Origin of the sequence: uncultured Solobacterium sp. (genome assembly GCF_963517755.1) — a bacterium.
In the GTDB taxonomy this organism is placed as follows: Bacteria; Bacillota_I; Bacilli_A; order Erysipelotrichales; family Erysipelotrichaceae; genus Bulleidia.
Genome location: NZ_CAUQGG010000003.1, coordinates 61,655 through 73,261, shown reverse-complemented (window position 1 = coordinate 73,261; position 11,607 = coordinate 61,655). Strand labels below are relative to the sequence as shown.

Here is an 11,607-nt window from a genome sequence, read left to right as displayed (position 1 = left end):
GCCTCCTCAAATTAGTAAACACAGATTTGTTCACTTTTAATATTTTCAAATGTGTGAGTAATAGGTTCTCCGATTGGCACCAAATTATTCTCTAAATATTGCAATAAAGGATGGTCATCTAAATAATAATACATTTGTGGAATAAGAAAATTTGGAAAATCGGTTTTTAGGTCCATAAGTTCTATAAGCGATGTGTTTTGAAATCTTTGTATTTCCATTGCAACTTTATGATGCTTTAAATAATCTTCAATTCTAATTTGTACATCAGCATCTTCTTTATACTTTTCTTTCCATTCCTCAATATAAACTTTATTTCCTAAGTACATAATTCCTGATAAAGCCTGAATTGGTCTACTAATATAAATATATGCTTTAACGGGTTCATTAGGAAATACCCTTCTATGCTCATATATCTTTTTACCAGACTGTACATTTTGAAACACTCCCGGATTCAAACTCAGCAAAATAGTTTTCATTAGTAAACCCTCCACATTTTTATTCAGCACTATCTCCACTTTTTATCCAAGCATCTAACTCACTTTTCTTGAATTTCCAAAGTTTACCAATTTTATGAGCCGGAATGCCATTTTCTTTTTTTATCCAATTTCTGATAGTATCTTTGTTAACTCCTAAGTAAATACCAGCTTCTTCTATGCTAATCCATCTATCATCGTTTATATCTATCACTTTGTAACCTCCCTCATAAAACTGTTTAACCTAATTTTATCATTAATATCTTTAATATTCAATCAGTTTCATATGATTTGGCATGATTTCATATGATTTTATATAGTTTTATTTTTCGTATTCAAGCTAATAAAAAGAAAGACTATGTAAAAAAATTTGGTTGCCTAATTCAACATTATAAAGCCTTATTTTAAATTACTTTCTCTGCTCCAAAAACCTAAAATGAACTCTGACCGCATACTTCACATTCGACTTTACACCATCATCCAGTTTCTTATACTTTGCCTTAGTTTCGAGTTTCTCAATATATCCCTCAATATCATTTATCTTATAAATTCTATGAGCAAGTCTAGATCTTTTTCTAATGCTTTTCTGAGTCGATTCATATAGACCACTATCTTCTTTTAATTATTTAATAAATTCATCAAAATGCTTTGGTTCTGGTCTTATGCTTTTATTTCCATAGTTATGTTAATTATCTTGTCTTACACCTTTTACTCTTGTTTTTCTAGTTCAAATATATAGCTTTTTGCTTTGCTACCATCAATAAATGAAAAAGTAACATCATGGATTTCTTTAACCTTGATCCTATTAATTATATTCTCTAGTATTTGATAAATCCCCTGCAAAATCAACATCCATTTCTTTTATCATCTTATTTATCTTGGCTTAATAAACTCATAGTGGACTTAATATCATTGATGAGCGTTCATATGCATATCAATATTGAAAATACATAATAGATTAGTCTTATGATAAAGAAGAAATCTATTATGCATGAGACAGAATTAATCACTAACTTTAACAAACTAACACAATCACAACAAGATCGTATCTAACGAGGATTCATCGATTTCTGTAATCTAAATGATTGCTTGGGTGGTAATAGATTGTCACAAGAAGACAAAGATGATCAAAAAAGGCTTTGCCCGTGGTAAATAGAGATATCTCTGTATGGAGTGCAAGCATAAGTTTACCTATGATTCTCATACGATAACTTCCTTTTTGAAGATCGATCTAGATGAGTTTATGGAGATCTGTATCGATACTTTGACGATGGTTCCTATCCATAAGACCGCAGCACGTCTAAATCGTCATAAGTTTCTTAGTATGCTTGAAAAGTATTTGGAATCAGAAAAGATACAACCATCTGGAACGATAGAGTATGATGAGACATACGTTCTTGAATCTTCCAAGGTTCTTCCTTGAAACACAGAAAAGCCCACCATAGAGGCGAGCCTTCAAAAATAACATTACACAACACTCTATCACCTTCACAGATTGAACAGATTGTTATAACTCTTTGGCAGAATGTAAGAATTGTAAAGTAGTACATCTAAAAGGACACCAAAGTTACAATCAAGTAGAATATCTAAACGTTGTAAACCATATTCACTCCATCATCAAAAATAAACTAGCCCAGTATCGAGGGGTAGTAACGAAGTACATCAACCGATATACTGCATTATTTGTATGTATGCGTAGGTTTATGGAGATGAACATTAATGAATTGTATGAGAAGCTTGCATGGATGATACGTTATCCATTTGTGATAACTACAAAAGCATTACGAAACCACAATATATTTAGTTTCTCATTACAAGAATGAATTACAAGTCCACGGTAAGCTAATTAAGCCTATTTTTAAGTACATCATATTTTAAATATTGTTCTTGTCGACTTTAGCAAAATTTGACTACTTCATTTTTGCTTTATCACCACTGATTTATGCATTATTTTTGCTTTTTTATTTGAATAAAATTATTTATTGACATTTTATATTCCGTTATACAATTCTTGTACATTGGGAAAATAACTTCATTCTCATTAGTTAAAAAAGAATTTTCAAATCCATATGTTTTTCTGAACCTGTTAATATCAAAACCAATGTGCTCAGCAGTATCTGCTTCCAATATAATACTTTCTACTTCTGGACTTAACTTATACATTAATCCTTTAAAGGTATAATCGGTTGTCCAATGTGCAATCATTCCATGATAATCAATTTTCGGAAGTTCATATCTAAAATCATCCTTGTCCCTTGCATCTTCAACAGGTGATTCATGAATAATTCTATATAATTTCCCTTTATACATCCATGAGTTAAAAAAGCTATTATTTACTTTATTAGGCGAATTCTTAAGGAGTAGTTCAGTTTCCCTAAGTAGAGTACCAATTATTCCATCATATCGCCTAACAGAATTCTTATCATATCCACTAATAGGAGATAGTGGTATTTCTGTCCAACTAGATAATTCTGTTGATAGAAGTTTAACCCATTCTTCATGTTGAAATAAAATATTTGGTAAATTCGTAACCATATTTTTCCTTTCTTGAAGTTATATTAGCATTCTATCACTACTCCATGAATATACTACTCACATTTTAACTTATGATAAGTATACTCTCCAAAAATAGATGTATGCTACTATATTCAAACTTATATACTATTTCAAACGTTGGCAAATAATTGAATATTTTGATGTGAGTCTCTAAACTTATTTTAACAATTTTATTGTTGACTTTGTATGATGTAAGTGGCAGAGTGATTTTTCGTTTGAAACCTATTAATCAAATGACAGATGTACGTCTCAAACTAAACTAAATAACACTTATCCTATATGTCCTTGTTGTCGGATATATACAAACTTATAGCATTTCCACGCGTTGGCACAGTATTCCCTAGATGGCTGAAAACTATCCTATTACTTATCACCATGATTATGTTTGTCAAAAAAAAAGCACTAAAAACGGAGTGAAAACATTATATAAATAGTTGATACATTAAACGAATAAAAACCATAATACAATTGAATAAATTATAAAAAGATATCAATGTCATCAATTTTATGACAAAGATATCCTTATTTTTTATATCATGATTCTAAAAAATGCTCCTGTGTAGGAACATTTTTTAATAAGAATAAAGTTTAGTAATAAAAATCGATTATTCTTTATTATGCTTTATTTTCACTTCTGAAAACATTCAACTTTTCTAATACTGCAGATTCTATATTGATTTTAACATTTTCAATATATTTTCTAGGGTCCACTACATCTTCCGGTAGATTGCTACAACGCTCTCTAATTGTATCAGAGAACACCTTCTTCAGTTGTGTACCAACATTAATTTTACTAATTCCACATGTAATGCATTTTTGTAAATCTTCTTCAGATACACCTGTTCCTCCATGTAGAACGAGGTATGGAACAACTTTTTTATGAATTTCCGATAATCGCTCAAAATCTAATTTTGGTTCGCTCTTATAGAATCCATGTGCTGTTCCAATCGCAACAGCCATTGCATCAATTCCTGTTTCTTCGGAAAAACGTATCGCATCTTTTACGCTTGTATAATTGGCGTCTTTTTCAGAAACTGAAATATCATCTTCTACTCCTCCAACATGGCCAATTTCTCCTTCGACACTTACACCATATTGGTGTGCAAAATCGACAACTTCTTTTGTCATCTTCACATTTGTATCATAATCAAATGATGATGCATCAATCATTACAGAACCAAATCCAGCAATAACAGCTTCTTTGCATAATTCAACCGATTTAGAATGATCTAAATGTAAGCATACAGGTATATCAGTTGATTCAGCCATTCCACGAATCATTCCTACACATTGTTTAATTCCTAGGTATTTAACTGCTGAACTAGATGCCATCAGAATTACCGGAGAATGTAGTTTTGTTGCTGCATTGATAATTCCTTGTGCATCTTCAAAGCTATTAAAATTAAATGCACCAATACAATAATTATTGTTAGTTGTATTCTTTAATACAGATTTCAGATTAACGAATGACATTATTTTATCCCTCAACCTTCTTTCCTTTTACGAATTTACGATGTTCATGGATAAACATTAGACAGATCACTACGATAATTCCCGCAAGAAGTGCAATTACAAATCCACCAAAATTTTCTACTAATGGCCACATAAAGAATCCATATGAAGAACCTGGGAACACATTTACATTTAAACTAAATCCTATCGCTCCTCCAATACCTGCACCAATCATACTAATCGGAATGATCATTGGATCGGAGATAATGAATGGTAATACACCTTCTGAAATTCCCAGCAAGCCAAGAACTAATGTTGAAAAACCTCCAGCAAGTAATTGTTGATCAAATTCTTCTTTTCCTTTTTTGGTCATCTTTGCTATTACTGCAGATAATCCAATTCCAATTGGTGGAATAAGAGCACCTAGCATTAACGCAATATATGAATAGCCTGTATCAAAATATAGCTGTTTACCAATAGTACCCGCCATCTTATTAACTGGTCCACCAAAATCAAATGCACGTGCTGCACCTAGTGCTGCAGATAGAGCAGCCCCTCCGCTTGTTCCAATTGCATCAATAAATAGTTTTGATAGATTAGAGAAACCTTGTCCAATCGGACCGACAATAAAATATGCTACTATAGCTGATCCAAGTCCTACTAAAACTGGTAATAAAAATAATGATTTTACACCTACATATTTTCTATTTAGCTTAATTATATTGTTAAGCCATAAACATAGATATCCAGCTGTAAATCCCATAATAATTGCTCCAATAAAGCCAGCATTTAATGTTACAGCTAAATACCCACCGAGCATTCCAGGAGCAAGTCCAGGTCTATCTGCAATAGCCATAGCAATATAACCTGCCATAACAGGATACATGAAACTCATCATTCCTTTACCAGCAACTTGGTTTAACCATGCTAGAAGGTGTTGAAAACCTTTTGCTTCTTCCAATAATTCTTTACTTCCAATATTAACACCAAATATCTGTTGTCCTAATAGCGAGGTTATACCTAATGTAACACCCGCAATAACAATTACTGGCATCATGTATGAAATCCCTGTCATTAAATTTTTTTGGAATTCCTGAAGTTTACTAGACTTATTCATTAATGAATACCTCTCTTTTCCATTTCTTTTTTAATAAGTTCATCGCCACTTGTAATAACATCTGTTAATGATATTTCAAAAATTTTATTTTTTGCATTTTCAAAGCGATTAAACTCTCTAACAGCAACTGCAGCAGTAATTACAATTAGATCTGCTTTTTCTATATCTGAACCATTTAATCTATTTTCAATTCCAATGCTACCTTGCGTCTCAACTTTAAAATCAGCTCCAATATTTGCAGCAGCATGTTCAATTGCATCTGCTGCCATATATGTATGAGCGATTCCTGTTGGACATGCAGAAATACCTATGATATACATTCACTTAACCTCCTGAATCTTTTTTAACATCTCAAATACTTCATCTTCTGTTTTAGCTCCAAATAATTTTTCTCTAAAATCTTCATGCATTAAATTTCTGGCTAAAAATGCAAGCATTTGTAAATGTTCCGATTCTTTATTCTCATTAATACCAATAAGGAATACATGCAATACTTCATTACAATTTGAAACACTAGACTTCCACTCAATTGGAGATACTAAGCGTGCATAGGATATAAATGGTTTATTTACAGAAGTACATACACAGTGTGGTATAGCAATAAAATTCCCGACAGATGTAGAATATTCTTCCTCTCTTTCGTATAACTTTTCTATAAACAATCGTTTATCGTCTATGTATTGTAATTTTTTTAAGATCTCTGCAAGTCTTTTAAAGCAATCATCTTTATTATCTACTTTAAAATCATGCAATATAAGATCACGATAAAACACACCTTCCATGTGCAATTCCTTTCTCTCTTTTAAAATAATCGATTACTTTATATTCAAATATTATTTTCATGCATATTTAATTTCAATACAAAAATACAAATTCCTATTTCAGATTTACCGTTATCAATGGTAAAAGTATTTTTATTTTTAATTACACTACAAATAATTAAAGTAAATAAATGTTATTCTATATTTACATAGTATTCCGTATAAGATTATTTTTTCTATTTATTAGTAGGAGACAATTATGACTTATTCGAAACGACAACAAATAATTTTAAAAACATTAATGCATGCTACAGGATATATGACTGCATTAACTTTAGCAAATGTATGTTCATCTTCAGAGAAAACTGTTCGCAACGAAATACTAGAGATGAATAGTACATCAAACATGTTTAATATAAAGTCTAAAAAAGGATATGGTTATCATATATGCTTTAACAGTAAGGAAGACCATGCATTACTAGAAGAACAATTACATAATATGTCTAAATTTAAAAAGATGAATGATATCTCTAATTCAATCTTAGATTTTATTGCCTCCAAATTACTAAAAAAGGACTCACACTTCTACGAAGCTGAATGCATAAAAAAGTGTTATATATCTTCTGCCACTTTCCATAAATATATTGGCAAAATAACAAGTGAACTAGAACTTTATAACCTATCAATATCTAAGTTAACTAACTCATACCATATTACAGGCGATGAAAAATATATTAGAAATTTTATTATTACTCGTATTAAATTCAATTCTGCAACTTCTTCTACTGAGGGTGAAGCATCTTTTCTGATTGATTCAATCGATATAGATTTCATTAGAGATTGTATCTCTCTATCATGTAAGGAATATGATCTTTATATCACCAAAGATATACTAAATAACTTATGCATTCATATATGTATTCTTATTATGCGACATACGGTTGATGTATTACATCCAACATTATTTAAAGAAGATAATCCAAACTACGATTTAGCACTTTCTATATATCGCAAGATTTTAAAAAAATATAAATTGGATGAAAATGAAGTTATTGAAATTATGCAATATTTCATATGTAATGCTGGTTCTCTCGAAATTAAAACAGACTATGAGAAATATTGGGAATACGAAATAACAACGAATGAAATTTTAAATGATATTGCTTTAAATACTGATATTGATTTGAGAAATGATTCAACATTGATTCAATCTTTGACTATGCACTTAATATCAATGGTAAATAGAATACTATGTGGCATAGAAATCAAATATGAATTTGATGAAGAATTAAAAAAGAATTATATACTTGCATATAGTTTAGCTTATATTGCTAAACTACGGATCGAAAATAAATTCAATATTTTTGTCCCAACTTCAGAAATAACTTTACTTGCAATCCATTTCTGTGGTTCATTACAACGAATTCAAAAAAAATCCCAGTTAGACCTTTTAATAGTAAGTCAAGTTGGAATTAGCTATGCTAATTTATTAAAGGAAAAAATTATCAGTATATATAAAACTGAAATAGATATTGATATATTAAGTCTATATTCATTCAGAACAGAATTAGCAAATAAGTATGATTATGTAATTTGTAATATACCACTACCTTCAATTAAGAATTCTATATTGATAGAAAATTTCTTTACGACAGAATCTATCAAAAAGATAGATGACTTATTGTCAGAAAAACAAAATCAACGAATTAAAAAATTCTTCAGTAGAGAATTATTTATAAATGACCAAAACTGTTATAAAAGCGAAAATGAATTTATTCAATATTATGGAAATGAATTTGTTAAATTAGGCTTATTACATACTGACGATTTGGCTCAATTCCATATGCGTGAATTATCATCATCAACTTATATTGGAAGATCAGCTGCTATACCCCATATTCTAAAACCTTCAGGAAAAAGTTTTTGTGCAATCATACTATTAAAAAATGAAGTTCCTTGGCAAAATCAAAACGTAAAATTAGTTTTTTTCACCTGTTGCACCAAAAAGAATGTCCAGATATTCTCTAGCTTGTGCAAAAATATTCAATTCTTCCTTAGAAAAAATGAGGAAATTGACCCTCGCTATAATAATTTGACATACGAAATATGGCAGGAGCAGCTTATGCATGCATCAAATAGTAATACTACTCTCTTTTAACTAACCTACTATATTAAATCTCATTAAGCATAAAGACAGCATAGATTATCTCCCTGCTGTCTTTTCTTATTGCGTTATTTTAACTATTATCTATCTACATTATTTTGCAAGTAGGATACGATCATCTGCTAGATTACTTCCTGTATTTGCATGGAAACGTTCCATTAGGTCATATACTGACATATTCGCTCTTTGCTCACCTTTGATGTCTATTACGATATGTCCGTCATTCATCATGATTGTACGATCACCAACTTCTAAAGCTTGCTGCATTTGGTGAGTTACCATCAGGCATGTAATATGATGCTTTTTAACAATATCTTTAGTAAGTTGCATAATTTTTGCGGCTGCCTTTGGATCTAGTGCTGCCGTATGCTCATCTAGTAGTAATAACTTTGGTGGTACAATTGTGGCCATTAATAATGTTAGAGCCTGGCGTTGACCTCCAGAAAGATTTCCTACCAGTGTATTCATGCGATCTTCAAGTCCCATATCAAGCATTCTTAACTGTTCTTTGAATAGTTCACGTTCTTTGTTTGTTATCCAAGAAAATGGTGATTTCTTTTCCTTTGCACTTAGACATGCAAGTGCTAGATTTTCTTCAATTGTCATGTTAGGTGCAGTTCCCTTTAGAGGGTCTTGGAATAAGCGTCCAATATAACTAGCACGTTGATATTCTTTTACATAAGTGATATCAGTATCATCCAAAAGAATTTTACCTTTATCTGGGATGATACTACCGGCAATGGTATTCAGAATAGTGGATTTACCTGCTCCATTTGAGCCAATGATACAGATGAATTCACCTGTTTCAACATGTAAATTTAAATCATGAAGTACATTTTTTTCATCAATACTTCCTGCATTGAATGTAACGGAAAGATTTTGTATATCTAACATTTGTTATTTCCCCTTTCTCATATGTAAAGAAAGTTCTTTTTTGATTGTCGGTGCTGCTACTGCAAGTGCGACAATCAAAGCTGTCACTAGTTTTAATGATTGTACGTTGATGATCTTTGTCTGTAAAATAACCGCATAAATCATTCGATATACAACATTACCTATAAAACATGCTGTTAAATTTCCTGATAATGATTTTCTACCATGTATTAGTGATTCACCAATAATCAAGCAAGCAAGTCCAACCACTACAATACCAGTACCAGCATTGATATCGCTTGTCTTATTGAACTGTCCAACGAGTGCTCCACTTAAACCAACTAGCATATTAGCCATGACTAGTCCTAGTGTAATCATATTTTTAACATTTACACTAGACGCTGTTACCATCGCACGGTTATCTCCTGTTGCACGTAAAGATAATCCTAGTCTAGTTGATAAAAATAAACGTAAGAGAATTATGCATACAACTAATAAGACAATCACAAATATGCTAGCATACCAACTGCCACCAATATTTATTTTCTTTAGGATTGTAAATACTGTTGTTTGTTTTAAAAGTGATATTTGGCTTGACCATCCCATGACAAATAGATTAACTGTGTATAGTCCTGTGCTTGTAATGATTCCTGAAATAATAGATGGAACACCCATACGTGTTTGTAAAAAGGCTGTAACATAACCTGCAGCACCACCTGCAAGCATGCCTAATAGGATACCTAAAATTGGATGACCTACATATGCACAAGATACAGATATCGCCATGCCTAGGACAAAGCTTCCATCCGTTGTTAAATCAGCGATATCTAACAGACGGTAACTAATAAATAAAGCGATTGATACAAATGCATATAATGCACCTAGTTCTAAAGTAGTTTGCAAAATACTTAGCATACTATCCCTTACTTTCCTGTTGTTTCAACTGTTACTACTTGTCCAAAATCTGCGAAAATATCTGGGGTTACACCTAGCTTCTTTGCTACTTCTGTATTTACAGTGATAATACCACCATCTAGTGTGATAAAATCTTCTGTCTTTTTGAATCCTGGCTGTAAGACTTTATATGCAAGCTTAGCTGTCTTTACACCAGCATCTGTATAATTCACTCCACAAGTCGCAAATGCACCTGATCGAACAAAGGAATCGGCTCCTGCATAATGTGGGATATTTGCATTCATGAATGATTCATAGATAGCAAGTTCAGAAGACATAATCACGTTATCTGTTGGTGTAAATACTGCATCTACTTTACTTGCGATAAGAGATGATGCGGCAGCGATTACTTCTTGACTAGTATTTGCGGTTGCTTCAATATATTTAATTTTCTTTTCATCTAAGATCTTTTTTACTTCTGCAATTGGTTTTTGTGAGTTTGCTTCTGAATTTGAATAGAGTAAACCAACTGTCTGTAAGTTTGGATTTTGTTTTAACATCATATCAACAAACTGTTTTGTATTGAGTGCATCAGATGTACCTGTTACTCTATCAATTCCCGTTAAGGAAGCTGCTTCTGGATCACTAATTGTAGCGTAAACAACCGGTATCTCTGTATCCTCACTTGCCACAACCATTGTTTGTGCTGCTAGTGTACCAATTGGAATAATCACATCTGCCCCATCTGTTACTGCTTGCTTGCCAATTTGCATCAATGTAGATTGATCATTTTGACCAGAATAGATTTCTACGTCTGCTGTTTTATCTAATTCTTTTAATTCATTTTCAATTGCGACTGCAATTTCATCAATGGATGCGTGATCTAATTGCTTTACGATCACATACTTTTTCGCATCCTTTTTTGATGCAGAGGGTAAAGAACACCCAATCATCATACTGCATAATAAAACACAAATTACCTGTACTAACTTTTTCATGTGATATATCCTCCTTCTCTCTGCATTTTCAGTCATAACATACAAAAACGCCTGCCCACAAAAGGACAAGCGTTAACCTGCGGTACCACCTTTTTTAATAGTCTTTTGACTATTCTCTCTTTGAAAATGCAATCACATTCTCTGTCCTTTAACGCTGACATTGCGTCTTAAATACTTGCATAAGCGTTCCTTAAGCCCTCATGGGTCCATTTGCATACCGCATGCCTGCAGGTTTCCACCATCCCCGCTCTCTAGAAGTTGCTTTTGTATGTTTGATTTCCCAATCATCGGTTTGTTATGTTGAAATAGTATGATAGTC

13 protein-coding genes and 1 other annotated feature are annotated in these 11,607 nt (G+C 31.8%); of the genes, 3 read left to right on the top strand and 10 right to left on the bottom strand.

Features of this window, described 5'->3' with window-relative positions; all coding sequences use genetic code 11:
* Window positions 1-11 precede the first annotated feature (11 nt).
* Together RWM19_RS02655 and RWM19_RS02650 are read right to left on the bottom strand one after the other, a co-directional pair.
* Window positions 12-476, bottom strand: a complete 465-nt coding sequence (locus RWM19_RS02655) for a hypothetical protein (RefSeq protein ID WP_313983335.1) — start codon at window positions 474-476, stop codon at window positions 12-14.
* Between the two features lie 19 nt (window positions 477-495).
* Complete coding sequence (locus RWM19_RS02650) at window positions 496-687, bottom strand: helix-turn-helix domain-containing protein (protein ID WP_313983333.1); 192 nt, start codon at window positions 685-687, stop codon at window positions 496-498.
* 954 nt (window positions 688-1,641) lie between these two features.
* On the opposite strand from RWM19_RS02650, the gene RWM19_RS02645 reads away from it, so the two are divergent.
* Window positions 1,642-1,896 (top strand): hypothetical protein, encoded by a 255-nt coding sequence (locus RWM19_RS02645; RefSeq protein WP_313983330.1) that lies wholly within the window; start codon window positions 1,642-1,644, stop codon window positions 1,894-1,896.
* Between the two features lie 94 nt (window positions 1,897-1,990).
* Entirely contained in the window at window positions 1,991-2,296 is a 306-nt protein-coding gene (locus RWM19_RS02640; protein WP_313983327.1) for a hypothetical protein, read from the top strand.
* A gap of 124 nt (window positions 2,297-2,420) precedes the next feature.
* Here the strand turns inward: RWM19_RS02640 and RWM19_RS02635 are convergent, their stop codons facing one another.
* From RWM19_RS02635 to RWM19_RS02615, 5 genes are all read right to left on the bottom strand, one after another.
* Window positions 2,421-3,008, bottom strand: coding sequence for a hypothetical protein (locus RWM19_RS02635; RefSeq protein WP_313983323.1), 588 nt, complete (start codon window positions 3,006-3,008; stop codon window positions 2,421-2,423).
* A gap of 636 nt (window positions 3,009-3,644) precedes the next feature.
* Entirely contained in the window at window positions 3,645-4,502 is an 858-nt protein-coding gene (locus RWM19_RS02630; protein ID WP_313983320.1) for a class II fructose-bisphosphate aldolase, read from the bottom strand.
* A 4-nt stretch (window positions 4,503-4,506) separates the two neighbouring features.
* Window positions 4,507-5,598 (bottom strand): PTS fructose transporter subunit IIC, encoded by a 1,092-nt coding sequence (locus tag RWM19_RS02625; RefSeq protein WP_313983317.1) that lies wholly within the window; start codon window positions 5,596-5,598, stop codon window positions 4,507-4,509.
* A complete protein-coding gene (locus tag RWM19_RS02620; protein WP_313983314.1) occupies window positions 5,598-5,918 on the bottom strand; it encodes a fructose PTS transporter subunit IIB in 321 nt (106 codons plus the stop codon). Before RWM19_RS02620 ends, RWM19_RS02625 begins: the two co-directional genes overlap by 1 nt.
* Window positions 5,919-6,380, bottom strand: a complete 462-nt coding sequence (locus RWM19_RS02615; protein WP_313983311.1) for a PTS sugar transporter subunit IIA — start codon at window positions 6,378-6,380, stop codon at window positions 5,919-5,921.
* Window positions 6,381-6,618: 238 nt separating this feature from the next.
* Between RWM19_RS02615 and RWM19_RS02610 the strand changes: the two genes are divergently transcribed.
* Entirely contained in the window at window positions 6,619-8,517 is a 1,899-nt protein-coding gene (locus tag RWM19_RS02610; protein WP_313983308.1) for a PRD domain-containing protein, read from the top strand.
* A 99-nt stretch (window positions 8,518-8,616) separates the two neighbouring features.
* Here RWM19_RS02610 and RWM19_RS02605 read toward each other — a convergent pair whose 3' ends face one another.
* Genes RWM19_RS02605 through RWM19_RS02595 form a run of 3 tightly spaced genes read right to left on the bottom strand, consistent with a single transcriptional unit; the run spans window position 8,617 to window position 11,288 of the window.
* On the bottom strand, window positions 8,617-9,417 hold the full coding sequence (locus RWM19_RS02605) for an ATP-binding cassette domain-containing protein (RefSeq protein ID WP_313983305.1): 801 nt from the start codon (window positions 9,415-9,417) through the stop codon (window positions 8,617-8,619).
* Between the two features lie 3 nt (window positions 9,418-9,420).
* Window positions 9,421-10,311, bottom strand: a complete 891-nt coding sequence (locus RWM19_RS02600) for an ABC transporter permease subunit (RefSeq protein ID WP_313983302.1) — start codon at window positions 10,309-10,311, stop codon at window positions 9,421-9,423.
* Between the two features lie 8 nt (window positions 10,312-10,319).
* The gene (locus RWM19_RS02595) at window positions 10,320-11,288 is read right to left on the bottom strand and encodes an ABC transporter substrate-binding protein (protein WP_313983299.1); all 969 of its coding nucleotides are present in this window, start codon (window positions 11,286-11,288) and stop codon (window positions 10,320-10,322) included.
* A gap of 58 nt (window positions 11,289-11,346) precedes the next feature.
* Window positions 11,347-11,585 (bottom strand) — a binding site (T-box leader).
* Between the last annotated feature and the right edge of the window lie 22 nt (window positions 11,586-11,607).

Excerpts from the sequence above, each read along its gene's own strand:
- RWM19_RS02655 (WP_313983335.1), bottom strand. The coding sequence starts at position 476 with ATGAAAACTATTTTGCTGAGTTTGAATCCGGGAGTGTTTCAAAATGTA.
- RWM19_RS02645 (WP_313983330.1), top strand. The coding sequence starts at position 1,642 with ATGGAGTGCAAGCATAAGTTTACCTATGATTCTCATACGATAACTTCC.
- RWM19_RS02635 (WP_313983323.1), bottom strand. The coding sequence starts at position 3,008 with ATGGTTACGAATTTACCAAATATTTTATTTCAACATGAAGAATGGGTT.
- RWM19_RS02630 (WP_313983320.1), bottom strand. The coding sequence starts at position 4,502 with ATGTCATTCGTTAATCTGAAATCTGTATTAAAGAATACAACTAACAAT.
- RWM19_RS02625 (WP_313983317.1), bottom strand. The coding sequence starts at position 5,598 with ATGAATAAGTCTAGTAAACTTCAGGAATTCCAAAAAAATTTAATGACA.
- RWM19_RS02620 (WP_313983314.1), bottom strand. The coding sequence starts at position 5,918 with ATGTATATCATAGGTATTTCTGCATGTCCAACAGGAATCGCTCATACA.
- RWM19_RS02615 (WP_313983311.1), bottom strand. The coding sequence starts at position 6,380 with ATGGAAGGTGTGTTTTATCGTGATCTTATATTGCATGATTTTAAAGTA.
- RWM19_RS02610 (WP_313983308.1), top strand. The coding sequence starts at position 6,619 with ATGACTTATTCGAAACGACAACAAATAATTTTAAAAACATTAATGCAT.
- RWM19_RS02605 (WP_313983305.1), bottom strand. The coding sequence starts at position 9,417 with ATGTTAGATATACAAAATCTTTCCGTTACATTCAATGCAGGAAGTATT.
- RWM19_RS02600 (WP_313983302.1), bottom strand. The coding sequence starts at position 10,311 with ATGCTAAGTATTTTGCAAACTACTTTAGAACTAGGTGCATTATATGCA.
- RWM19_RS02595 (WP_313983299.1), bottom strand. The coding sequence starts at position 11,288 with ATGAAAAAGTTAGTACAGGTAATTTGTGTTTTATTATGCAGTATGATG.